The 22,857-nt window shown below is 70.1% G+C and carries 19 protein-coding genes; 4 read left to right on the plus strand and 15 right to left on the minus strand.

The features are described 5' to 3' along the window. Positions 1–20: 20 nt before the first annotated feature. The 8 genes from DSC45_RS04935 to DSC45_RS04970 all read right to left on the minus strand — a co-directional run bounded on the left by DSC45_RS04935 (position 21) and on the right by DSC45_RS04970 (position 8,639). Positions 21–1,844: a sugar-binding domain-containing protein gene (locus tag DSC45_RS04935; RefSeq protein WP_119287426.1), complete on the minus strand. Its 1,824-nt coding sequence runs from the start codon at positions 1,842–1,844 to the stop codon at positions 21–23. A gap of 53 nt (positions 1,845–1,897) precedes the next feature. Beyond that, positions 1,898–2,542 carry a hypothetical protein gene (locus DSC45_RS04940; protein ID WP_119287428.1) on the minus strand — a complete coding sequence of 215 codons (645 nt, stop codon included), beginning with the start codon at positions 2,540–2,542 and terminating at the stop codon, positions 1,898–1,900. Between the two features lie 7 nt (positions 2,543–2,549). Beyond that, the gene (locus DSC45_RS04945) at positions 2,550–3,386 is read right to left on the minus strand and encodes a carbohydrate ABC transporter permease (RefSeq protein ID WP_119287429.1); all 837 of its coding nucleotides are present in this window, start codon (positions 3,384–3,386) and stop codon (positions 2,550–2,552) included. Further along, the gene (locus tag DSC45_RS04950; RefSeq protein ID WP_119287431.1) at positions 3,383–4,354 is read right to left on the minus strand and encodes a carbohydrate ABC transporter permease; all 972 of its coding nucleotides are present in this window, start codon (positions 4,352–4,354) and stop codon (positions 3,383–3,385) included. The genes DSC45_RS04945 and DSC45_RS04950 overlap by 4 nt, the downstream gene beginning before the upstream one ends. Then, a complete protein-coding gene (locus DSC45_RS04955) occupies positions 4,351–5,688 on the minus strand; it encodes an ABC transporter substrate-binding protein (RefSeq protein WP_119287433.1) in 1,338 nt (445 codons plus the stop codon). The genes DSC45_RS04950 and DSC45_RS04955 overlap by 4 nt, the downstream gene beginning before the upstream one ends. Positions 5,689–5,848: 160 nt before the next feature. After that, positions 5,849–6,577, minus strand: a complete 729-nt coding sequence (locus DSC45_RS04960; RefSeq protein WP_119287435.1) for a cupin domain-containing protein — start codon at positions 6,575–6,577, stop codon at positions 5,849–5,851. Then, the gene (locus tag DSC45_RS04965) at positions 6,571–7,494 is read right to left on the minus strand and encodes a DUF6807 domain-containing protein (protein ID WP_119287437.1); all 924 of its coding nucleotides are present in this window, start codon (positions 7,492–7,494) and stop codon (positions 6,571–6,573) included. Before DSC45_RS04965 ends, DSC45_RS04960 begins: the two co-directional genes overlap by 7 nt. After that, positions 7,491–8,639 carry a Gfo/Idh/MocA family protein gene (locus tag DSC45_RS04970; RefSeq protein ID WP_119287439.1) on the minus strand — a complete coding sequence of 383 codons (1,149 nt, stop codon included), beginning with the start codon at positions 8,637–8,639 and terminating at the stop codon, positions 7,491–7,493. Before DSC45_RS04970 ends, DSC45_RS04965 begins: the two co-directional genes overlap by 4 nt. 218 nt (positions 8,640–8,857) lie before the next feature. On the opposite strand from DSC45_RS04970, the gene DSC45_RS04975 reads away from it, so the two are divergent. Continuing rightward, positions 8,858–9,898 carry a LacI family DNA-binding transcriptional regulator gene (locus DSC45_RS04975; RefSeq protein ID WP_119287441.1) on the plus strand — a complete coding sequence of 347 codons (1,041 nt, stop codon included), beginning with the start codon at positions 8,858–8,860 and terminating at the stop codon, positions 9,896–9,898. Between the two features lie 35 nt (positions 9,899–9,933). Here the strand turns inward: DSC45_RS04975 and DSC45_RS04980 are convergent, their stop codons facing one another. Together DSC45_RS04980 and DSC45_RS04985 are read right to left on the minus strand one after the other, a co-directional pair. Then, a complete protein-coding gene (locus DSC45_RS04980) occupies positions 9,934–10,269 on the minus strand; it encodes a YnfA family protein (RefSeq protein WP_119287442.1) in 336 nt (111 codons plus the stop codon). 78 nt (positions 10,270–10,347) lie between these two features. After that, entirely contained in the window at positions 10,348–11,511 is a 1,164-nt protein-coding gene (locus DSC45_RS04985; protein ID WP_119287444.1) for a hypothetical protein, read from the minus strand. Between the two features lie 103 nt (positions 11,512–11,614). Here DSC45_RS04985 and DSC45_RS04990 point away from each other — a divergent pair, with 103 nt between their 5' ends. Beyond that, on the plus strand, positions 11,615–12,436 hold the full coding sequence (locus DSC45_RS04990) for an alpha/beta fold hydrolase (protein WP_119287445.1): 822 nt from the start codon (positions 11,615–11,617) through the stop codon (positions 12,434–12,436). Between the two features lie 78 nt (positions 12,437–12,514). Here DSC45_RS04990 and DSC45_RS04995 read toward each other — a convergent pair whose 3' ends face one another. Then, positions 12,515–13,012, minus strand: coding sequence for a GNAT family N-acetyltransferase (locus tag DSC45_RS04995; RefSeq protein ID WP_119287447.1), 498 nt, complete (start codon positions 13,010–13,012; stop codon positions 12,515–12,517). A gap of 171 nt (positions 13,013–13,183) precedes the next feature. Between DSC45_RS04995 and DSC45_RS05000 the strand changes: the two genes are divergently transcribed. Continuing rightward, complete coding sequence (locus DSC45_RS05000) at positions 13,184–13,687, plus strand: GNAT family N-acetyltransferase (protein ID WP_119287449.1); 504 nt, start codon at positions 13,184–13,186, stop codon at positions 13,685–13,687. A 211-nt stretch (positions 13,688–13,898) separates the two neighbouring features. Then, the gene (locus DSC45_RS05005) at positions 13,899–15,434 is read left to right on the plus strand and encodes an ABC transporter substrate-binding protein (protein ID WP_119287451.1); all 1,536 of its coding nucleotides are present in this window, start codon (positions 13,899–13,901) and stop codon (positions 15,432–15,434) included. Between the two features lie 59 nt (positions 15,435–15,493). Here the strand turns inward: DSC45_RS05005 and DSC45_RS36060 are convergent, their stop codons facing one another. The 4 genes from DSC45_RS36060 to DSC45_RS05030 form a co-directional block, all read right to left on the minus strand. Next, on the minus strand, positions 15,494–18,757 hold the full coding sequence (locus DSC45_RS36060; protein WP_205571245.1) for a family 20 glycosylhydrolase: 3,264 nt from the start codon (positions 18,755–18,757) through the stop codon (positions 15,494–15,496). Between the two features lie 32 nt (positions 18,758–18,789). Further along, complete coding sequence (locus DSC45_RS05020; RefSeq protein ID WP_119287453.1) at positions 18,790–19,668, minus strand: ATP-binding cassette domain-containing protein; 879 nt, start codon at positions 19,666–19,668, stop codon at positions 18,790–18,792. Beyond that, on the minus strand, positions 19,665–21,416 hold the full coding sequence (locus DSC45_RS05025) for a dipeptide/oligopeptide/nickel ABC transporter permease/ATP-binding protein (RefSeq protein ID WP_119287716.1): 1,752 nt from the start codon (positions 21,414–21,416) through the stop codon (positions 19,665–19,667). Before DSC45_RS05025 ends, DSC45_RS05020 begins: the two co-directional genes overlap by 4 nt. A gap of 65 nt (positions 21,417–21,481) precedes the next feature. After that, entirely contained in the window at positions 21,482–22,423 is a 942-nt protein-coding gene (locus DSC45_RS05030) for an ABC transporter permease (protein WP_119287454.1), read from the minus strand. Between the last annotated feature and the right edge of the window lie 434 nt (positions 22,424–22,857).

Raw genomic sequence — 22,857 nt, forward strand, 5'->3', positions numbered from 1 at the left:
GGCCTGTCACATGGGTGCTGCTACTCAGGCGCGTACTCAAGTCGTGCCTGGGCGCGGGTGCGCCTGAGAGCCGCGCGCAGCTCGGCCGTCGGCAGCTTGGGCTTGCGCTCGGCGGTGAGCAGGCCGTTGATCTCCTGTTCCGTGTCGGTGAACTGGGTGTAGCAGAAACCGGCGAGTCCGGAGTCGACGGCGGCGTCCACCAGGGAGCGGAGCCGTTCGGCGAACTCGGCCTCGGTGGCCACGGTGTCGTAGCCGAACCAGTCGGCTCCGTCCGCGGGTTCGAAGGTCGCGCCGCCGAACTCGCTCAGTACGACGGGCTGTCCCGTGTGGCGTACGCCGTCGAGGAGGAGCCGCTTGACGCCGGGCCACTTCTCGTTGAACTCGCCGCGACGCAGGGCGTGATGGCCGTAGCGCTCGCGCAGGACCCGCGCGTCCTGGGTGTAGTCGTGCACGCCCCAGATGTCGGCGGCCGACACCTCCCAGCCGTCGTTGGAGACGGACGGCCTGGAGGGGTCGAGGGACTTGGTCAGGTGGTAGAGCGCGTCCATGAAATGCCGCTGCGCCGGGACGGTCGCCGGGTTCGGGACGGACCAGGACTCGTTGACGGGAATCCAGGCCACGATCGAGGGGTGGCTGAGGTCGCGGGAGATCGCCTCCGTCCACTCGGCGACCACGCGCTCCACCGTCTGCGTGCCGAAGGTGTAGGCGGACGGCATCTCCTCCCACAGCAGCAGGCCGATCCGGTCGGCCCAGTAGAGGAAGCGCGGATCCTCGATCTTCTGGTGGATGCGCAGGCCGTTGAGGCCGATCTCCTTGGCGAGTTCGGCCTCGCGGCGCAGTTCGTCCGCGGATGCCGACAGGTGGGATGCGGGCCAGTAGCCCTGCTGGAGTGCGAAGCGCAGGAAGTACGGCTTGTGGTTGAGCAGGAAGACGCCGTCGTCCCAGCCGATGTCGCGCAGGCCCAGGTAGGAGCTGATGCTGTCGATCGGCTCGTCCTCGGCCGGGTCACTCACCACGACCGTCGCGTCGACGAGCGTGGGGTGCTCGGGACTCCAGACCAGGTCCTCGAGGTCCTGGCCCTGGCGCATGGCCGGCACGGACACGTCGAAGGTGGTCTCCTGGCCCTCGGTGAGCGTGCGCTGCTCGGCGAGGACCCGGTCGCCGAGGGTGAGGCGGACGGTCAGGTGGAGGGGCTGCTGCGGCCACCGGTCGAGGACGACCCGGCAGCGTACGCGGGCGGCCTGGACCTCGGGCGTCCAGTGCAGTTGGGTCACGTGGTGGTCGGGGACGTCCTCGAGCCAGACCGGCTGCCAGATGCCTGAGGTCCGGTGGTACCAGATGACGTGCGGGTCGCGCCGCCAGTCCTGCTTGCCGCGCGGTTGTGTGGCGTCGAGCGGCTGGTCCTCGGTCCTGACCACGACGACCTGGTCGCCGTCCCGGTCGACGACGCCGGTGAGGTCGCAAGTGAACCCGGTGTGGCCGCCCTCGTGCCGGCCGACGAACTGCCCGTTCACCCACACCTCGGCACGGTGGTCGACCGCTCCGAAGTGCAGCAGGAGACGGCGGCCCCGGGCGGGGGCGGTCATGGAGACGGTGCGCCGGTACCAGAGCACCGGGTGGAAGTCGGTGTCACCGACGCCCGATGCCTTGCTCTCGGGCGGGTAAGGCACGGTGATGGCGCGGGTGAACGGTGCGGTGACGTCCGGGTCCATCCAGCGTCCGGCGCGCCCGCGGTCGGAGTCGTCGTGCGCGAACTGCCACGTACCGCTCAGGTCGAGCCAGTCGGGGTCGCGTACGAGCTGCGGCCGCGGGTGGCCCGCGACGTCCAGGTGGGTGGTGGTCATACAGGGAACTCCGTTTGTTTCGGGGGACGTTCAGCGAGGGGCCGGGGAGGCGTTCAGCTCTCCCGCGGGTGAGGCTGCCGGGGTCGGCTCTGCTGCGCGTCGGGCTGCCTGCGGAGGTCCACGACGGTGGCGGCGAAGGCGAGCGGCCCCGGCAGCAGCGGGATCATCAGCGGCGTCGACCAGGCGATGAGTACGGCGAGCAGTGCTGCGGCGCCCAGTAGCAGGGCACCGCGCAGGTCCCCTGCCGAGCGCACCAGCGCCTCACGTACGGAGAGTTGATGCGGCGCTTCCAGAGCCGTGGCGCGCAGGCCGACGACCGCGGCGCCGAACGTGAGCAGGGCCAGGGCGGGCGCCATGATCTGCGCTCCGGGCATCCCGCCGCGTACCAGCGCCACGTCGACGAGCAGGACGACGAACAGCACGGGCGGGAGCAGGCCCGCTGCGAGCGCGCGGGGCGTCAGCAGCTGCCTCAAGTGCCCCATGTACGTGCCGACCTTGATCTGCAGGCCGTCACCCGCGGTCTGCCGCAGAGTCGCCGATGCAGCGGCGAACGCGGCCGGCGCGGTGACGACCGGCAGACAGGCGAGGGCGGTGAGCAGGCCGATGAGGAGCATGTCGGCGAACAGGGTGAAGCCCGGCCCGAAGACCTCACCGGGTTCCCGGCGGTCCCGGGGCTGGGTTGCGGGTGCGTGCGCCATCGCTGCGTCAGCCCTTCAGTCCGGAGGCGGCCATGCCCTGCACCAGGTAGCGCTGGAACACGAAGAAGAACAGCACGATCGGCAGTACGGAGATCACGGACATCGCGAACATCGGCCCGTACGCGGAGGTGCTCGACTGGTCGACGAAGCTGCTCAGGGCGAGCGTGATGGTGAACTTGTCCGGAGAGAACAGATAGATCATCTGGGTGAAGAAGTCGTTCCAGGTCCAGATGAACGTGAAGATCGCCGTGGTGATCAGCGCGGGCCTGGCCAACGGCAGCGTGATCGACCAGTAGGTCCGGAAGGGACCGCAGCCGTCGATCCGGGCCGACTCCTCGAGTTCGCGGGGCAGTCCGCGCATGAACTGGACGATGAGGAAGACGAAGAACGCCTCGGTGGCCAGGAACTTGGGCAGGATCAGCGGCCAGTACGTGTCCACCATGCCGAGCTGGTTGAACACGATGTACTGCGGGATGAGGACGACATGGTGCGGCAGCATCAGCGTCGCCACCATGAAACCGAACATCGGCCCCCGCATACGGAAGCGGAGCCGGGCGAAGGCGTAGGCGGCCAGCGAACAGGAGATGACGTTGCCGATGACCGCGCCGATGGCGATGAACAGGGTGTTGCCGAGCAGCTTGGTGACGGAGACGCCGGAGACGCCTTCGAGTGCGGTCGTGTAGTTCGACCAGTCGATGCGGCTGGGCCACAGCTCCAGGCTGGTCAGTACCTCGTCGGCCGGCTTGAGCGAGGTGCTCAGGAGCCAGACCAGGGGGTACAGCAGGACGAGCAGTCCGAGGAGGGCCACCGCGTGCGGCACCCACCGCTTCGTGGCGATGTTCATCGTCCGCCCTCCTCGTCCGCGTAGAAGACCCAGGACCGGGACGTCCGGAACAGGATCAGGGTGACCACTCCGATGGCGATCAGGAGCATCCAGGCCATGGCCGATGCGTAGCCCATGTGAGAGGCGGTGAAGCCGCGCTCGTAGAGGTAGAGCGTGTAGAAGTTGGTCCCGTCGGCGGGCCCGCCGTCACCGCCACTGATGGCGAACGCCGGGGTGAACACCTGGAACGACTGGATGGTCTCGAGCACCAGGTTGAAGAACACGACGGGGGACAGCATGGGCACGGTGATGGAGATGAACCGGCGCCAACGACCCGCTCCGTCCAGGGCCGCGGCCTCGTAGAGGTCGGGCGAGATCTGCTGCAGACCGGCCAGGAAGATGACCATCGGGGCACCGAACTGCCACACCGTGAGCAGAACGACCGCGTAGACCGCGAGGTCCGGGTTTCCCACCCAGCCGCCGATGTCGAGGCCGAAGAAGCTCAGGGTGTTGTCGACCGAACCGCCGTCGTTGAACAGGGCCTTCCACACCAGGGCGATGGACATGCTCGCCCCGAGCAGGGACGGTGCGTAGAACGCCGAGCGGTAGAAGGCCTTACCCCGGCCGAGGTTCTTCAGGAGCATGGCGACGCCGAGCGCGAAGGCCAGCTTCAGGGGCACGGCCACCACCACGTACAGCAAGGTGGTGCCGACCGAGCGCCAGTAGCGCGGGTCCTCTGTGAGCATCTCGGTGTAGTTGCGCAGGCCGACCCACTTCGGCGGATCGAAGAGGTTGTAGTCGGTGAACGACAGGTAGAGGGACACGGCCATCGGCACCAGGGTCAGGATGCCCGCGCCGATCATCCACGGGGAGAGGAACACATAGGCGGGCCACTGCCGTTCGCGGACCGGGCGACGGCGCTTGGCCGGTGGCTTCGCCTGCTCGTTCCGGTCGGTGGGCGCCGGCGCCCTGGTGGACACGGTGCTCATGACGTCAGCTCCCGGTTGGCCTCTTCGATGAGTTCGCGTGCTGCCTGTCGCGGGCTCGCCAGCTCGTAGGCCACACGCTCGTACTGGCGGGTGAACGCGGTCTGGACGGCGACGTCTCCGCGTGGTGGTGCGGTGGGCGGTGCGTCCAGGCCGTACTTGTCCATGGATTCGCCGTACTCGTAGATCTCCCGCTCCGCGCCCTTGAGCGTCTTCGAGACGCGGCGGGCGATCGGCTGGTTGGGCGGTGTGGAGCGGGTGAAGCCGAGCGCATCGCCCGCGCGTCGGTCGTTGATCAGGAAGTCGACCAACGCACAGGCTTCCTTGGGGTGTTGGCTCTGCGAGCCGACCCCGAAGAGCATCGACGGTTTGAAGTACGTGCCCTGCCGTCCGTCCACACTGGGAACCGGCGCGAAGTGGACGTGATCACCGACGAGATCGGCCACTCCCGGGAACGTCGCGTCCCAGTTGTAATCGGCGGCCGCCAGACCACGGCCCATCGGGCTGGTCTCGGTGCTGGTGGCCTGCGAGGTGTCCCTGGCCGCCGCGATGGCGCCGTCCTTGCGCAGGTCGTTGCAGAACGTCCAGAACTCGGTGAGGTCGTCCTCGGTGAATCCGAGCTTCTGCTGGCCGGCGTAGAGGCTCTTGCCGTGGCCGCGCAGCCAGTTCTCGAAGACGTCCTCGTTGACCCCGCCGTCGTTGGATCCCGTGGTGGCGCGCCCGTCGGGCGACTTCAGACCGAGTGCCGCGATCTTCCGGTTCGCCGCCGCCCAGTCGGCCCAGGTCCAGTCGGGGCGCGGGGTGGGGATCCCGGCCTTCTTGTAGATCCGTGTGTCGTAGGCGAATCCGGTGATGCCCCGGCCGGCGGGGATGGCGTACTGCTTGCCCTCGTAGGTGCCTGTGCGCAGGAACTCGGGGTCGATGTCCCTGGTGCGCATCGACCGGTCGCGGATGACGTCGCTCAGCGGCAGCAGCGCGCCACCGCCCGCGTACTGCGAGATCTGGCGGTAGTCGAGCTGCGCGACGTCCGGGATGCCGCCGCCGGCGGCCTGGGTCGCCAGCTTCTGCATGTACGAGTTGAAGTCGGCGTTCGACGTCTGGACGGTGACGCCGGGGTTCTCCTTCTCGAAGAGCCGTACCGCCTGCTTGGTGCGCTCCGCGCGGTCGTCGTTGCCCCACCACGTCATGGTGAGGGTGATTCCTTTGGACGTACCGCCGCTCGCACTGGAACACGAGGTGAGCGACGCCGTCAGCGCCGTGCCGAGGCCGGCGCCTGCGGCGGCCAGTACGGCACGCCGGCTCGGCTGCCGGGGCCGGCCACTTCGAGGCTCGGGCATGGGGGCCTTCCGGGGATGAGAGAGGGGACAGAGACGGGAAAGATGAGGGATGGCGGGGAGCACGCTCGTGGCAAGTGACTGTGCGCGCGTGCGCGTGACGGACTGCCTGTGATCCCCGCGCACGCGCGCGTGACCGGCTCCGGAATGGACCCGCCGGGTCTCAGATGCCCTGGTACACGTCGAGGCGACCGCACATGCCGAAGCGTCCACTGGCCGTGGGCCCGGTCGCGGCGACGCCGGCCTCGGCGAGGTGGCGCACGTCCTGGTCGCGCAGTGCGCCGACCTGGGACTCGGTCGCCGTGGTGGCGGTGTGCGCGCCGTCCTTCCAGCGCCGTTCCCAGTCGTCCAGGTGAGGGCGTACGAGCTCGGCGGCCGCGCGCTGGAACTCCGCGAGCGGTTCCGGGTCGCCCGCCTCGGTCGCCGCGCGCAGCTCGAGGAAGCGACGCGTCGCCACATCGCGGCGTGCGCGGGCCACTTCGACCTGACGCTCCTCGGGGACCCCGGCCGGGATCCGCAGGGCGTCGCCGTAGGTGGCCTGGTCGACGAGGAGCGACGGCGGGAAGGTGAGTACGGCGTCGCCCGCCTCGGGCAGTCCGCTGTTCTGCATCACGACGACGATCTCCAGACCGCCTTCGTTGATCAGCCGGTGGATCGTGCCGGGCGTGAACCATGCCACGGTGCCCGGCTCCAGCGGCGTCTCGCGGAACCCGGCGGTGGTGAGCGTCTGCACCGCGCCGCGGCCGCCGGTCACCACGTACCCCTCGCTGCAGGTGAGGTGGAGGTGCGGGGTGCCGCCCCCGGGGCGGTCGTCGACCGTGGGCCAGTCGTAGACGCTCAGCCGTGATACACCGACCGCCCCGGGGAATCCGTCGTAGGTGGCGGTCACCATGTGCGGGCCTTGAGGTGTGCGGTGATCCGCTCGCGGTCCCACTGCCCGTCGGCGATGTGCACCCGGTAGCTGCGGGTGAGGGTCTCGTCGGGCTCGAGGACCAGCTCGTCGTGGAACGCCCAGGAGGGGGCGACGGCGGCGAAGGGGTCGTTGCGGACGAACCAGTGGGCCGGGTGGGTACCGCGCTCCCCCGCGTGGTCGTTGTCGGGCGCGTGCTCGAAGACGACGGTGGCGTGGCCGTCGCGTCCGTCGTGCTCGGCGGTGTACGCGAGCCAGGGCGACTGGCTGCCCATCAGGTCGCCGCCCTCGCCGTCGGCGGTGAGTACCCGGCCGCCACGGAAGGCGCGCGGGCCGCGCCAGAAGAGGCCGGTGTAGCCGGCTGCCGGGCGGCCGTGGGTGGTGGGGCTGCCGAAGCGCAGCGGCTCGGAGCGCCGGTTGGTGATCGACGACGACCAGCCGAGGGTCCAGCTGCCGGCCTCGGTGTCGACGTCGCAGACCTCGACGGCGCGCTGCTCGTCCGCCCACAGGTCGCCGTTGTGCGGATGCCAGGTCAGCCGCTCGGCGATCACCGCACGGTCACCCTCGGCGGACACCTCGTCGAACGTCACGTGGGCCATCGATCCGACCCGCTCGGGCAGTTCGAGGTAACCGTCGCCGTGTACGTAGGTGTTGCCGCCCCACAGGTTCTGGCCCGACAGGTGGGAGGCCGTGAGCTGCAGGCCCTTGTGCCAACGGTGGTCGTTGGGGCGGTAGTCGGTGACCTCGGCGCCGGACAGCGTACGCAGCGGGTGCAGGTAGGGCTTGGGCGCTTCCCAGGCCGCCTCGGGGCGGTAGACATAGGCGAAGAGTTCGGCGCCGGTCGCCTCGTGGGCCACGGTGATCCGGTCGCCGTGGGCGTGCGTCAGCGAGAGCGTCATGCGTTGTCCTCTTCCTTGCCGGTGGTGGCGGGCGCCCAGCCGGGGGCTCCGCCGTGCAGTTCGGTGTAGTAGGGGTCGCCGGGGCCGATCTCGCCCGCGCGGACGAGGGTGTCGGTGAAGGCGGACTTGTAGAGGGCGGAGATGAACTCGAGCGTGCGACGGCCGCCGGGTCCGCTGGTGGCGTGCCGGCGTCCTGCCTTGATGTCGGCGACGAGGGACCGCAGTTGGGCCAGGTGGGAGCTGGGCTCGTCGGTGCCGAAGTCGTTCCACTCGGCCACGGTCTCCTCGGGGACTCCGGAGGCCGGGGTGATGCGCCAGTCCGCGTTGCGGTAGCCGTAGAGGTGGGTCAGCTCGATCGTGGCGCGTTCGCAGTCGATGCGGATGCGGCTGACCTCGTCGGGGCTGAGCACGCTGTTGACGACCGTGGCGACGGCACCGCCCGCGAAGCGGACCTGTGCGGTGGACACGTCCTCGGTCTCCACGTCGTGCACCAGGCGGGCGGCCATGCCGCGTACCTCGGTCCACTCCCCCATCAGGTCGAGGAGCAGGTCGGTCTGGTGGATGCCGTGCCCCATGGCGGGGCCGCCGCCCTCGGTGGCCCAGCGGCCGCGCCACGGCACTGCGTAGTAGGCGCTGTCGCGGTACCAGGTGGTCTGGCAGTGCGCGACGAGCGGCCGGCCGAAGGCACCCTCGCTCAGCAGCTTGCGTACGTGGTGGGCGCCGGAGCCGAAGCGGTGCTGGAAGACGATGGAGGCGTACGGGCTCGCGTCGTCGCCCTTCTCCTCGGCAGTGACGGCGTCGTGGTCGGCGAGGGACGGGCTCGGCGGCTTCTCGCACCACACCCAGGCGCCGGCCCGCAGCGCGGCGACCGACTGTTCCCGGTGGACGGCGGGCGGGGTGCACAACACCACGAGGTCGGGGCGGACTTCCTCGAGCATGGCGTCGAGGTCGGTGCCGGAGAACGGGATGGCGGCCGACTCGGCGAACGCCCTGACCGCATCCTCGTTCACGTCGACCGCGGCAACGACTTCCACCTCGCCCTCGGTGGCCAACTCCTGGAGTGCGGGCAGGTGACTCCCGCGGGCAATACCTCCCGTGCCGACCACGGCGGTGCGCAGCGGGGCGCTCGAAGGTTGCGGAGACATGCGGACCCTCTCGTGAGACGTGCAGCCGGAGAGCAGGGAAAGCGCTCTCTATGCGACTGGTTCCAACGTTGTAACCGCCATGAGTCCGCAGGGTCAACCCTTCGTGACGAACGAGATCTTTTGGATTTCTGAGCCTCGGGATCGGATCCGGGATCGACCCTGGCTTCGAAGGCGGAACCGTGCATAATCAGGGGAAACGCAGGGATGGGAGCAAGTCAGTGGCGGCAGTGACGCTCAAGGACGTGGCCGATCGCGCGGGGGTGTCGATCAAGACCGTGTCCAACGTTGTACGCGACGCCCCGCGAGTCTCCGATGCCACCCGGAAACATGTCATGCGTGCCGTACGCGAACTCGGCTACCGGCCGAACGCCTCGGCACGCCGGCTCCGTACCGGCCGCAGCGGACTGATAGCCCTCGCGGTCCCGGATCTGTCCACGCCGTACTTCGCCGAACTGGCCCAGCACGTACGGGCCGAGGCGGCGGAGCTCGGCCTGACGGTGCTCATCGAGGAGACCCTCGGCGACGCGAAGGAGGAACTGCGTCTGGCCACCGGCGTCGGCGCGGCACTCCTGGACGGCGTGATCCTGTCGCCGCTGCACGTCTCGCTGGATGAACTCGCCCCCGTTGCCGATGAGTTCCCCCTGGTCCTGCTCGGTGAACGCAGTTACGGGCGGGAGCGGCTCACCGCCGACCACGTCCTGATCGACAATGTCGCGGCGGCCCGCGAGGCGACCGAGCACCTGGCGAGCCTCGGCCGTACCCGGATCGCCGCGATCGGCGTGGACCACAAGGCGTCCGCGACCAGCCGGCAGCGCCTGGAGGGGTTCCAACTGGCGCTGCACGAAGCCGGGTTGACCTACGATCCCCGACTGGCGCCGTCGGTGAAGGAGTTCGACCGCCGCAACGGCCTGCTCGCGATGCGCTCCCTCACCGAACTCCCCGCGGACGTACGCCCGGACGCGGCCTTCTGCTTCAGCGACATGCTGGCGGTCGGCGCGCTGCGCGCCCTGCACGAGGCGGGCCTGACTGTCCCCGGCGACGTCTCGGTGGCGGGCATCGACGGCTCCCAGGAGGCGCTGTACAGCACGCCGTCGCTGACCTCGGTGGTTCCCGACCGCTCCGCGATCGCCACTCTTGCGGTGAAGTGCCTTGCCTCCCGCATCCGTTCGGACGACCCGGTGCCCTTCGAGGTGCACACGGCCCCGCACTGGCTGGAGAAGCGGGAGTCGACACAGGGCGGCCGGCTGGCCCTGCCGTAGGCCTTCCGCACAGCGCAACTCGCCGTCCAGCAGCGTCAGTTGCCGCGAGGCGCATACATGATCACGGCCATCCCGGCGAGACAGACGAGCGCACCGATGACGTCGTAACGGTCCGGCCGGTACCCGTCGGCGACCATGCCCCAGGCGATGGACCCGGCGACGAAGACGCCACCGTACGCGGCGAGGATCCGTCCGAAGTTGTCGTCGCTCTGCAGCGTGGCGACCACGCCGTACAACCCCAGGGCGAGCACGCCCGCGCCGATCCAGATCCACCCCTTGTGCTCGCGGATGCCCTGCCAGACCAGCCAGGCACCCCCGATCTCGAACAGGGCGGCGACGACGAACAGGGAGATGGAGCGGGTGACGAGCACGGGGAGGTCTCTCTGGCGCAGGTGTGGGGTGTCGGCAGCCGGGCGCGTCCCGGCCGGGCGGTCCTGACCACCTTCGCACTACTTGTTGTTCGGCCCCCGGAAGCGGCCGAATGCCTTCGTCAGGGCGCTGCGCGGTGCGCCGTCCGCCGCACCCGGCGTGCCGGAGGCGGGAGGCTCCGGCACCACGCCGTTGCCTCGGGTCGCCTCGGCGAGTGCGGCGTGTGCCGTCTCGGCCGCCTCGCGGTAGCGGTCGCGGGACCGCGTCATGTCCTCCAGCGCCTCGGCGTACCGGGTGACCATGCCCTGGGCGTGCGCCAGTTCCTCTGCGTCGGTGAGCAGGTGCCAGCCCCGGCGGAGCCGGTTCAGCGCCTGCTCGGCCTCGGCCGGGAGCGGTCGCGGCAGGGTGTCGAACTCCCTGATCCTGTCCAGGAGTTCGGTCGGCTGCGTACCGTCGAGGAACACGCTCTGGACCGTGTACCGGGCGGCGTCGTAGCCGCTGCCCTGCTGCGACGTGGGCAGGATGACCGCACCGCCGCGCGGCATCCGTACATCCAGTTCCCGCTTCATCGCGAAGTCCGCGATACGGGCCTGGTCGGGCGTGGCACGGTGCTCGATCACCCGGTGGCGCAGGCTCGGCGGCAGGAAGGCGGCGAGGGGCCGCTGCCCCACGGCGTCCGGCGTCATGGCCTCGTGCACGACGAGGTGGATGTACCAGCTCTGGCGGGTGCAGTCCCGCAGCAGGCGGCGCACCGCGTCGTCGTCCTTCGGCAGATGGTTCGTCGTCCGCACGCGCAGTCCGGCCAGGGTGTCCTGGTCCCAGGCCACCCGGTCGCTGTCGGGCCAGAACATGGTCGCGGGTGAGGCCCACCGCGCGTCCCAGGCGTGCTCCGCCTCCGCGGCGAGCACCCACAGGACGCCGTCGCTCTCCTTACGGCGCGCGGGCGGCGGATCGAAGGTGGTCAGCTGAGCACGCACCGTGATGCCCTCGACGGGACGCCAGCGCGCCTCGAAGAGCCGGCGGGCGGACGGTCCGGGGTCCACGGACGCGTCCCGCGGGTGCAGGACCGTGGAGCGGGCCGCCTCGGACGGCTCGAGCTCGACGAAATCGTCGAGCACACCGGCCGCCTTGAGGGCGATCAGGTTGCGCCTGATGTCCAGCTCGGGCTCGGGCCCGGGGTGGCGCCCGCGCCCCAGCCACACGGTGTCGGGGACGGTGGTCGAGGGGGTGCTGTTCTTGGCCATGGAGTCTTCTGTGGACGATCGGGGGACTCGACCAGTATCGCGGACAGGCCCTTCCTCGCGAAACGCCTTCGAGAAGGACGGTGGCCATGCCTAGGGTCGTGGCATGAACGCCACACCTCTGCGGGGCGCGACCGTCCACTACGACGACCTCGGCCCTTCGTCCGGAACGCCGGTTCTGCTCATCCACGGGCACCCCTTCAACAGCACCCTGTGGTCGCCCCAGGCCGAGGCTCTGACAGCTGCCGGCTACCGGGTCGTCACCCCCGACCTGCGCGGGTACGGACGCAGCAGCGTCACGCCCGGGAAGGTGTTCCTCGCCGACTTCGCCGACGACCTCGCCGCGCTCCTCGATCACCTGGGCATCGAGCGGGCCGTGGTCGGCGGCGTGTCCATGGGCGGTCAGATCGCCATGGAGGTCCAGCTCCGGCACCCGGACCGCGTACTCGGGCTCGTCCTGTCCGACACTTCCGCGCCATCCGAGACGGAGGAGGGCAAGCAGTTCCGCAACCGGCTGGCCGACAGGCTCCTCGCCGAGGGCATGAGCGGCTATACGGACGAGGTCATCGACAAGATGCTCGCGCCGTACAACGTGACCGGGATGCCGGCCGTCGCGACCCGCGTGCAGGACATGATGCGGGCGACCGACCCGCGCGGCGCGGCGGCGGCACTGCGTGGTCGCACGGAGCGTCCCGACTACCGGGAGATCCTGGCGGGCGTACGGAAGCCCGTGCTGATCGTGGTCGGCGAGGACGATGTCTACACACCTGTCGCGAACGCCGAGGCCATCCGTGACCTGGTCCCGGATGCGGTCCTGGCCGTGGTGGAGAAGGCCGGGCACCTGCCCGGTGTCGAGCAGCCGGAGCGGTTCAATGCCGTCCTGCTGGACTTCCTCTCGGCGCGGGGCTTCGCCGCGAACTCGAGCTGAGCGGTATGCGCCCCCTCACCGGGTCGCGGTGCCGGAGCCGTCGGGTCGGCGGACTCATGGGCCGCGGGCCCCGCGCCGTCACGCGGCGGGCGGCAGCTCCATCCAGTCCGCCCAAGTGATGTCCCGTCCGAGGTAGCGGGGCTGCCCGAAGGGCCAGTCGGCGGCGATCCACCGCGGGACCAGCGCGTCCAGCGCGCGCTCCGCATCGCTGCCGACGAGCTCGTCCACCACCCACCAGGCGACCTCACCGTCGGCACCCGCACGCTCGGGCGGGTCGACGTAGACGCAGCCGAGGAGCACGGTCTCGTCCTCGTCGAGCAGTGCGTAGTTGAACGACTGGTGCGCGGCGATCTCCTTCTCGTGCCGCAGCAGGTCGACACGGTCCCCCTCGTACGTCATCGTCTCGCTCGGCCACGACCAGGCCGGGCCGAAGATCTCCCAGAGGCGTTCGCGGGAGTTCATCACGGCCGGGTAGTCGATCGCGGCGTCGGCCTCCCGGATCGGACGCAGGTGGAGCGCTGTGCCGGGCACGGGCACGTGGACCGGGTGGACGAAATCCTGCGGCAGCCAAGTCATGGCCTCACGCTACAGCGGCGCCTCACCAGGTGATCCACCGGCAGGAGCGCCCCCGCTCGACTCTCCGGCCCCCCAACCGGCCGGGCGGCCGCGGCGGTTCGTGACGGCGCCTTCGGACATCGGTGAAACTGCGTTGCCGCCGCGGACGCCCGCTGGGTAGCGTCACCGGTCATGACCCCCTCGCTGCGCACCGAGCGGCTGCTCCTGGAGCCGTACGCACCGGAGGACGAAGACGGCTTCGTCGCTCTGTTCCAGGACACCAGAGTGTCGCGGTGGATGGGTGACGGCCCGGACACCGAGGCCGCGGACCGGGCCATGTTCGGGCGGATCTTCACCAAGGTGTACGCCCAGGACCTCTTCGACGTCTGGGCCGTCCGCCTCGACGGTCGGCTGATCGGCCACGCCGAGATCAAGCGGACCGACGCCGTCGCCGGCCACGAGATCATCTACGCCCTCACCCCGGCCGCATGGGGATCGGGGCTGGGCACGGAGTTGGCCCGGGCACTCGTCTCGTACGGCTTCGGCACGCTCGGCCTCACCGAGGTGCACGCAACCGTGGCCGCGCCGAACGAAGCCTCCCTGGCCCTGCTGTCCCGCATCGGCTTCGAGCACGTCCGGGACATCCAGGAGGAGGACGGCAGCACCACACGCGTGCTGACTCGCACCGGCGCTTGAAGTCCTCTCCGCAGCGGCACACGCTGCGGCACCTCCCCGCAGATCCCCGTGCGCCCGGCCGCGCGCACATCTCGTACAACTCATTGACGCGCAGAAACCGATCACATTACGGTTTTCATCATGAGGGACCGCCCCCAGGCGCTCCCGTGCACTGCTGTGTCCTCCAACGTCCGCCGGCGACGCGCGTCCCGGCCCTCCAGACGGAGAGATCATGAAGTGGTACGCAAGGTCCGGGGCTTTCACCGCCACCGTCACGGCGGCCGCGCTCGTACTGGCGGGCTGCGCGGGCGAGGGAGCTCCGTCCGCGGGAGGGAAGGCGGAGCTGAACATCGCCACCCTGACCAGCGCCCAGAGCCTCGACCCCGCCGACGCTCTCGGAGGCAACCTGCCGTACTTCCAGGCGGTGTACGACACCCTCATCAAGCGCGCACCGGACGGCAGCCTCCGCCCGATGCTCGCCACCCGGTGGTCGTACGACAAGGCCCGGACCAGCCTGTCCCTGACCCTGCGCAAGGGTGTGAAGTTCAGTGACGGAGCCGCGTTCGACGCCGAGGCGGTGAAGGCCAATCTGCAGCACTTCAAGAAGGGCGGCGGAGGCGGCGCCAAGTATCTGAACACGCTGGAGAGCGTCGAAGTCACCGACGCCTCCCACGTCACCCTGAGACTCTCCGCCCCGGAACCCGCCCTGCTCTTCTACCTCAGCGACGGGGCCGGCCTGATGGCCTCCCCCGCGAAGCTCGACGGCGACTCGCTCCGCACGACACCGATCGGCACCGGACCGTACACCCTGGACAAGGACAAGACCGCCGTCGGCAATCGGTACGTGTACGAGCGCCGGGCCGACTACTGGGCCGACGAACTCCCCTTCAAGACACTGACGATCAGCGTGTTCGACAACGAGACAGCGCTGGTGAACGGCCTGCGGACCGGGCAGATCGACAGTGCCACCCTGCAGGATCCGAACCAGCAGACGGCGGTCGACTCGGGTGCCGCCCTCCGCACCACCGAGTACACCTTCGACTTCCAGGGACTGTTGCTCTTCGACCGCGCGGGCAAGCACACTCCGGCACTGCGCGAGGCGAAGGTGCGCCGGGCGATCAACCACGCGCTCGACCGCTCCACCATGCTGAAGCAGATCCGCCGGGGCCAGGGCAAGGCCACGGCCCAGGTCTTCGGCCCACACACCGAGGCCTACGACAAGGACCTCGACTCCGCCTACCGGCACGACCCGGCGAAGGCACGGAAGCTGCTCGCCGAGGCCGGCTACGCGAAGGGCTTCGAACTCGAGCTGCCACGGATCTCCGCGATCGTCAGTGACGCGCTCGCGTCGTCGATCAAGGCGGACCTCGGCGCCGTGGGGATCAAGGTGTCCTGGGACGAACTGGACGGTGCGAGCGCGGTGCGAAAGATCTACCGCGACCGTGCGTACTCGGCCATGGTCATGAACATGGGCCAGTCCGACACGGACTGGGTCACCGCCCAGGAGCTGGTGACACCCGGCACGTTCAACATGTTCGGCTCCACGGACGCCACGGTGAAGCGGCTTCTGGGACGGATGCAGTCCGGGTCCGCTTCCCGATCGGCCTCGGCAGCACGCGAGTTGAACCGTCATCTGGTGGAGGAGGGCTGGTTCGCGCCGTTCTACCGCATGACGTTCCTGCTGGTCTCCGGTGACGGGGTGAAGGCCGTTCCGCAGGCAGGGATGGGTGTGCCGTCGATCTACAACTACACGCCTGCCGGCACCTGACGCCGGTTCGTGGCGGAGCCCCCGGTGACGTGTCACCGGGGGCTCCGCCACAGGTCGGGTCAGTGCCAGGGGATCTCGCTGTCGGGGAAGTACGCGAGGCCGCGCTCGCGCCACCAGACCTCGTGCCGCGCCAGGCGCTCGCGGTGCTGCGGCCAGTCGGGGGCCGCTCCGGTCCAGGCTGCTTCGGCAACCGGGGCGAGCCGGGGCAGCAGGAGTGTGGTGATGTCGTCGATGCCGCGCATGCGCTCGGCGAAGAGCGTGACTTCCACCCCCGCGATCCGGTCCTCCGGGATCGCATGGCCGAGCGGGTTCCACGATGCGGCACAACGGGTGCTGCCCGGGCGGTAGTTGGGAAATCCGAGCCCGGCCTGCTCGGGCGGGCAGTCGGCGGGGGTGACCTCGGCCGCGTAGGGGCGGTCGAGGTAGAGGTGGGACTGTGGGGACAGGAGCACGCGGCCGTCTCCGGTCAGGATCCGCTCCACGTCGTGATCGGAGGGTCCGAAGAAGCGCTTGAGGGCGTGGATGCGTTCCAAGGTGTGGCCGGCAGCCAGAAGTTCGGGCCGGTCGGCGAGTTCACCGGGCGTGCTCGGCAGGTCCATCATCTCCACGTCCACCCAGTGCTGCAGCACATCTCCGGGCTCGACCCCCGCCCGCGACGCTTCCTGCCAGGCCAGCGGACGCTTCCCGAACCTGCCCACCAGGGCAAGTAGTTCACGTACGGAGGCGGCGAGGCTCTGCTCCGTGGCGCCGAACGCCTCGTCGCCACCGATGTGCACGAAGGGGCCATCGGTGGCCGCACAGACATCGGCCAGTACGACGGCCACGACCTCCCGGGTGCGGTCGTCGGTCAGGTCGAGGGGAGGGACGTAGGGGTATCGGCCGGCGAGCCCTTCGGGGGCCGGTGCGTCCGGCAGTCCGGGCACGGCCGCGCGCAGGGTGGCGCAGTGGCCAGGGAGATCGATCTCCGGGACGACCGTGATGTGGCGCCGTGCGGCGTACGCCTGGAGGTCGCGGTACTCGGCGAGCGTGTAGTAGGTGCGTTCCGCGTCGTCCGCGGCGGGTGGGGTCAGACCGGGTAGGGCGGGGATCTGCAGTCGCCAGCCCTCGTTGTCGGTCAGGTGCAGGTGGACGACGTTGAGTTTGTAGAGCGCGGCGAGGTCGATGAGGCGGCGCAGCTCCGAGCAGTCGAGGAAGGTGCGGGCGGGGTCGAGCATGAGTCCCCGCCAGGCGAAGTGCGGTGCGTCGCAAAGTCGTTGGGGCTGGAGCTCGTCCCTGGTGATCAACAGTTGGGCCGCCGTGACACCCGCGCGGAAGGCGCCCGTCGCGGTGTGTGCGCGGCAGGTGATTCCGTCGGCGCCGACGTGGACCTCGTAGGACTCGTCGACTGGCTGGTCCTCGCCGGCGGGTGGCACACCTACGGCGGGACGGCCGTGCGCAAGCGGCGCCTGACTGCTGGTCAGCCGGAGGACGTACCCCTTGGGGGTGGAGCCCGGCGGCAGGAGGCGAGAGCCGAGATGGGGTGCGAGCAGCTCGCGCAACGTGTCGGCTTCCGGTCGGAGTTCGGTGTCGGAGCGGATGTGCCAACTGCCGTCGGCGAGCGGTTCGCCGGCGCTCGCGACGGTGGTGGCGGGGACGGGGATGACGGCGTTCATGGATTCCTCCACCGGCCGCGCCGGGCCCCGGAGGCCCTCGCCGGCCGGATTGTGTGCGGCATCGAGGGACCTCGGCGCCGTGGGCGGTCGGCGCGGTCGGGCGCCGGTGACGCGGTCAGGCGCCGCTGGTGCTCCGCAGGTGCTCCGCAGGTGAGCGAAGACCCTGTCGAGGTGTTCCGAGGCGCGCTCGACCGTGCCGTCCTGGCGCGGCTGCCCGCCGGGAACGGGCAGGTCGACACGCGGATAGCGGGGGTGCGGTTCGGCGGGGATGACGTCCGAGGTGTCGGCGAGCCAGCGCAGCAGGGCCTGCTGCATGCGTGCCTCCACCGCGGCGTGCTCACCCCGCCCTGCCAGGTTGGCCCGTTCGCCCGGATCGGTGGGTCGGTGGTACAGCTCGGGCTCCTCGTACAGCCGCCAGACGTAGCACCACTGCTTGTCGCGCACCGCGACAGCTCGGCCGACCAGCTCCGGATTCTCGTGCTGGAGTGCCGACTTGAGGTCGTAGGGGAATCCGCCGTATTCGAACCGGGGCTCTTCCTCGCTGGAGAACCCGCCCTCGGTGAAGGCGTATTCGCGGTGCTCGGCCTCCGGGTCGTCGATGACGGGCAGCAGGCTGCGGCCGAAGTGGCGGTGGGTGGCTTCGAGTCCGGCGAGTTCCAGGACGGTGGGCACGATGTCGAGGAGTTCGACCATGGCGTCGGTGTGCTGCCCGCCCGGCAGGCCCCCGCCGGAGATGACGAGCGGATCGCGGGTGATGCAGGAGTGCATGGCCGACGGCCACTTCTCGACCAGTCCGTGGTCTCCGAGGTATTCGCCGTGGTCGGCGAAGAACAGGGTGACGGTCTCCTCACGTGGTCCGGCGGCGTCCACGGCGGCCATGACACGGCCCAGTTGGTCGTCCATCCGGGAGATCATCCCGTAGTAAGTCGCGGTGATCTCACGCCACATGGCGGGCGAGGTGCCCTCGATGCCGAATCGTTCGCGGATCGCCCGCATGTACGCCGGTTCCCGGTCGGGGTCGTCCGCCGCCGGGACGGGCGCGGGCATGAGGTCCCGGTCGTGCAGGGAGAACCAGGGGTCCTCGATCCCGAAGGGACAGTGCGGCGCGATCAGCGGGACGAACAGGGCCCAGGGCTGGTCGGGCGGGTTCTCAAGCCACTGAAGTGCCGTGCGGATGGTGGCTTCGTCCGAGTCGATACGGGTGTCGTCCGTGTCCTCGCGGCCCCGGTAGTAGAGGCGGGCCGATTCCTCTCCGCCGGGCCAGCTATCGATCCGCGGAAGCGTCGGCATGACGGTCGGCAGGACACCGAAACCGTGCTCGTCGACGCTGAGTTCGGTGACTCCGGGCGCGAAGGTGTCGCCTCGCAGCCCAGGCCACACCACGCGGTAGCCGCCCTCCTTGAGTGAACGCAGCAGGTTGGGTTCGTCGGGCCCGATGAGGTGGGTGAGGGTGCGATGGCCGGCCGTGTGCGGGTACCAGCCGGTCAGGAAGGACGCCCGGCTCGGCGAGCAGACGGGGTGCTGGACGTAGGCGTTGTCGAAGCGGGTCCCACGGGCGGCGAGCGCGTCCAGGTGCGGCGTCTGTACGTACGGATTGCCGAAGGCGCCGATCGCGTCCGCCCGCAGCTGGTCGGGGATGAAGAAGACGAAATTGGGTCGTCTGCCGGGCATGGGGACTCCTTGGCGTACCGGGTTGCTCGTCGTCATGCGTCCTGCTCGGCTGCGGTCGCGGCGAGGCGCGCGGCCTCCCGTCGGCGGCGCTGTTCGGCGACGTCGGCCACCGGGGAGGCGAGCAGCAGGGTGCGGGTGTACGGGTGGCTCGGGGTGGTGGTGACAGTGGCGGAGTCGCCGGTCTCGACGATCTCGCCACGGTGGATGACGGCCACTCGGTGGCTCATGAACCGGACCACCGACAGGTCGTGGGAGACGAAGAGGTAGGCGACATCCGTTGCCTGCTGGATCTCCAACAGCAGGTCGAGAACGGTTCGTTGGGTCGTCAGATCGAGCGCGGACACCGGCTCGTCGCAGATGATCAGTCGTGGGTCGAGGGCCAACGCCCGTGCGATGGCGATCCGTTGGCGTTGACCGCCGGAGAACTCCCGGGGCAGCCGGGACGCGGAATCCACCGGCAGATGGACCCGCTGGAGCAGGTCGGCGATCCGCTCGCGCGAGGCACCCGCGCCGGCCCCCTGGGCGATGAGCGGTTCGGCCAGGGTGTCGCCGATGGTGCGCGAGGGGTTCAGGGACGTGTAGGGGTCCTGGAAGATGACCTGGAGATCCCTGCCGAGTGAGCGCCGCCGGGACGGCCTCAGGTGATCGATCCGCCGGCCGTCGAAGGTGACGGTTCCGGAGGTGACCGGGGCCAGTCCGAGTACGGCGCGTCCGATGGTGGACTTGCCCGACCCCGATTCGCCGACCAGACCGAGGGTCTCGCCGGGCCTGATGGTGAGGTCGACACCCTTGAGTACTTCGGTGGCAGGTGCGCGCCAGCCCTTGCCCGGGAAGCTGACGCGTAGTCGCTCGACGGTGAGCAGCGCCTCCCCCGGGGGCTCCTGGGACTGGGTGATCGGCTGAGTGCTCATGTGGTGGCGGTCCTTGCTGCGCTGGGATGCGGCTGCCAGGCGGGTCGGGCGGGGGCGTCGTCGAGCACGGCGGACAGCAGGGTCATGGTGTACGGGTCCTGCGGGGCGTCGAGGATCTGTTCGGTGGGACCGGCCTCCACGATGCGGCCGGCATTCATCACCGCGACCCGGTCGCAGAGGTCGGCGACGACCCCGAGGTTGTGCGTGACGAGGAGGACGCCGAGTCCGCGTTCGCTGCGCAACCGGCGCAACAGGTCGAGTACTTCGGCCTGGACGCGGACGTCGAGGGCGGTGGTGGGTTCGTCGGCGATGAGGATGTCGGGTTCGCAGGACATCGCGCCGGCGATGAGTACCCGCTGGGCCATGCCGCCGGAGATTTCGTGCGGGTAGCGGCGCAGCACCTGTTCCGGGTCCGGTATCTCGACCAGGCGCAGCAGGTCGAGGGCACGTTCGGCGGCCTCGGTGCGGGACATGCCGAGGTGGTGGCGGAGCGGTTCGGCGAGCTGACTGCCGATGGTGAAGGCCGGATCCAGGTTGCTCATCGGCTCCTGCGGTACGTACGCGAGGGTCTTGCCGCGCAGGGTGCGGTGCTCACGTTCTGGCAGACCGACGATCTCCCGGCCGCCGACCGTGATACTGCCGCGGGCGATCCTGCCGCCTTCGGGCAGCGTGCCGAGCACGGCGAACGCCGTCTGGGACTTCCCGGATCCGGACTCGCCGACGAGGCCCACGATCTCGCCCGGATGTACGTCGAGGTCGACGCCCTGCACGACGCGTTTGTCGGTGCCGTCCGGCTGCGCGTAGCCGACGACCACGCCCCGAACGGAAAGGAGCGGGGAACGCTCGAGGCTGCCCTCGCTGTCCGAAGTACCGTTCGGCCTAACGGACTTGACGGGACGGCGACGACGCGTGCCGTCCTGTCCGCTCCGGTCCTCGAGGGCGTCGCGGATGGCGCTCGCCAGCAGCACGAGGGCCGCGTTCGTCAGGCCGAGGGCGAGGCCGGGCCACAGCATCAGGCGGGGTGCGCGCTGGATGTTCTGGAAGCCCTCGTTGAGCATGGCGCCCCAAGTGGCCGTGGACGTACTGCCGATGCCGAGGAACTCGAGGCCGGCCTGCAGGGCGATGGCGATGCCCGCGACCAGGGACACCTGGATGATGACCGGGCCGCGCACCACGATGAGGACGTGCCGGGCCACGATACGGGCGTCGGAGAGACCGGAGACTTTCGCCGCGTCCACGTACAGCTCGCCGCGGATGTTGGCCACGATGCCGCGTACCAGGCGGAAGAAGCTGGGGGCCACCAGTACGCCGAGCACCACCATGAGGACCCAGACCTTCGGGCCCAGGATGGCCCGGGACGCGAGCAGTACGACCATGGCCGGCAGTGCCATCACCAGGTTCACGACCCAGCCGGCTGCCGCGTCGAACCGGCCGCCGTAGTAGCCCGCGAACAGGCCGCTCGGCACCCCGAGTGCGAGGGCGATGGCCAGTGCGAGTACCGCGCCGCCGAGGGTGTTGCGGCCGCCGTACAGGATGCGCGAGAGGATGTCGCGGCCGGCGGAGTCCATGCCGAGCGGGTGGGCTGCGCTCGGCTGGGCGAAGGCCTCACCGAGCGAGGAGGTTCCCGGTCCCTGCGGCGCGATCAGCGGGGCCAGGACGACGGCGAGGACCAACAGGGCGAGCACGAGGGCGGCCAGGGCTCCGAGCGGGTTGCGCAGCACACGCCGGACCGTGCCGGTGCGGCGCACCGCGGCGGCGTCGGGCTCGGGGGCGGCGGCGGATTCGGGCGACCTGGTCGCCGGGAGGTGTGCGCTCACGCGACCCTCGCCTTCGGGTTGAGCCAGCCGATCAGTACGTCGACGGCGAGGTTGATCAGGACGACACCGACGACGGTGAGCATGACGAGCGCCATGATCACGGGGATGTCGCCGCGCGTGGTGTAGGTGACGGTCATGCTGCCGATGCCCGGGAGACCGAAGATCTGCTCGACCAGGACCGCACCGCCGAGCAGACCGACGAACTGCATGCCGAGCACCGAGAGTGCGGGTGCGGAGGCGTTGCGCAGCACGTGCTTGAACACGATGCGTCGCGTGGTCAGACCGCGTGCCTTGAGGGTGCGTACGTAGTCCTGGCGCATCACGTCGATGACGGCGCCGCGTACCTGCTGCGAGACACCCGCGACCGAGGCCACCGACAGGGCCAGTACGGGCAGGGTCACGGTGGACAGCCAGCCGCCGGGCGATTCGGCGAACGGCGTGTAGCCGATGGCCGGGAACCAGCCGAGCTGCACGGCGAAGACCAGGACGAGGATCAGCGTGACCAGGAATCCGGGCAGCGCATAACCGGCGACACCGATGACCTGTACGACCCGGTCGACGGCGCCGCGCCGCACTCCGGCCCAGACACCGAGCAGGAACGACACGACGGTGGTCACGACCGTGACCCCGAGGACGATGCTGAAGGTGACGGGCAGCCGGCCCGAGACCGCGGTCCCGACGTCCTCACTGGTGAACCAGGAGACGCCCAGATCGCCGCGTACGGCGTGGGCGAGCCAGTCAGCGTACTGCTCGATCACCGGCCGGTCGAGTCCCAGTGAGGTGTTCTTGGCGTCGACTGCGTTCTGCGCGGCGCCCTGGCCGAGGAGTTGACGTCCGACGTCGATGTCGGGCAGGGAGAGGAGGAGATAGGTGAGGCACGAGATGACGAGCAGGAGTATGGCTCCTGCCGCGATCCGGCGTGCGATGAAGTTCAGCATGAGACTGGATTTCCGTCCGGCTGTCCGCCCGGCCTGGCGGAGATGGGATTGCGTGGCGGTGACCGTCGGGGCGTCCGCTGATGTCCGGCGCGGAGGTGACCGCCGGTGTCCGGCATCGAGCCGACGCCGGTGCCCCGAGGCCGCTCGATTCGGCCGCCCGCGACGGTGTGCATCGGGTCGCACGGCACCGGGTGCGCGGGCACCTCGTCCGTGCGGACTGCCGGGTTCGGCGATGCCCGGGGCGCGTGCGCCTCCGGCCCGGTGCGGGCGAGAGGCGCGTGCGCCTCCGGCCCGGTGCGGGCGAGCCTACACACGGGACCGACCGGCCGGTAGGCGTCTCGGGTGAAAAATTAACCAGGTGGTAAGTTCCCTCGAAACGGCGCCTGGCGGGCGGGTACCGACTGAGCACCGTGATGGCCCGGCAGGCACCGTCC

This window comes from Streptomyces sp. YIM 130001 (genome assembly GCF_003574445.1).
GTDB lineage: Bacteria > Actinomycetota > Actinomycetes > Streptomycetales > Streptomycetaceae > Streptomyces.

What these genes read in the sequence shown, in the direction of transcription:
- DSC45_RS04935 (WP_119287426.1), bottom strand. Translation starts at nt 1,844, where the DNA reads ATGACCACCACCCACCTGGACGTCGCGGGCCACCCGCGGCCGCAGCTC.
- DSC45_RS04940 (WP_119287428.1), bottom strand. Translation starts at nt 2,542, where the DNA reads ATGGCGCACGCACCCGCAACCCAGCCCCGGGACCGCCGGGAACCCGGT.
- DSC45_RS04945 (WP_119287429.1), bottom strand. Translation starts at nt 3,386, where the DNA reads ATGAACATCGCCACGAAGCGGTGGGTGCCGCACGCGGTGGCCCTCCTC.
- DSC45_RS04950 (WP_119287431.1), bottom strand. Translation starts at nt 4,354, where the DNA reads ATGAGCACCGTGTCCACCAGGGCGCCGGCGCCCACCGACCGGAACGAG.
- DSC45_RS04955 (WP_119287433.1), bottom strand. Translation starts at nt 5,688, where the DNA reads ATGCCCGAGCCTCGAAGTGGCCGGCCCCGGCAGCCGAGCCGGCGTGCC.
- DSC45_RS04960 (WP_119287435.1), bottom strand. Translation starts at nt 6,577, where the DNA reads ATGGTGACCGCCACCTACGACGGATTCCCCGGGGCGGTCGGTGTATCA.
- DSC45_RS04965 (WP_119287437.1), bottom strand. Translation starts at nt 7,494, where the DNA reads ATGACGCTCTCGCTGACGCACGCCCACGGCGACCGGATCACCGTGGCC.
- DSC45_RS04970 (WP_119287439.1), bottom strand. Translation starts at nt 8,639, where the DNA reads ATGTCTCCGCAACCTTCGAGCGCCCCGCTGCGCACCGCCGTGGTCGGC.
- DSC45_RS04985 (WP_119287444.1), bottom strand. Translation starts at nt 11,511, where the DNA reads ATGGCCAAGAACAGCACCCCCTCGACCACCGTCCCCGACACCGTGTGG.
- DSC45_RS04990 (WP_119287445.1), top strand. Translation starts at nt 11,615, where the DNA reads ATGAACGCCACACCTCTGCGGGGCGCGACCGTCCACTACGACGACCTC.
- DSC45_RS04995 (WP_119287447.1), bottom strand. Translation starts at nt 13,012, where the DNA reads ATGACTTGGCTGCCGCAGGATTTCGTCCACCCGGTCCACGTGCCCGTG.
- DSC45_RS05000 (WP_119287449.1), top strand. Translation starts at nt 13,184, where the DNA reads ATGACCCCCTCGCTGCGCACCGAGCGGCTGCTCCTGGAGCCGTACGCA.
- DSC45_RS05005 (WP_119287451.1), top strand. Translation starts at nt 13,899, where the DNA reads ATGAAGTGGTACGCAAGGTCCGGGGCTTTCACCGCCACCGTCACGGCG.
- DSC45_RS36060 (WP_205571245.1), bottom strand. Translation starts at nt 18,757, where the DNA reads ATGCCCGGCAGACGACCCAATTTCGTCTTCTTCATCCCCGACCAGCTG.
- DSC45_RS05020 (WP_119287453.1), bottom strand. Translation starts at nt 19,668, where the DNA reads ATGAGCACTCAGCCGATCACCCAGTCCCAGGAGCCCCCGGGGGAGGCG.
- DSC45_RS05030 (WP_119287454.1), bottom strand. Translation starts at nt 22,423, where the DNA reads ATGCTGAACTTCATCGCACGCCGGATCGCGGCAGGAGCCATACTCCTG.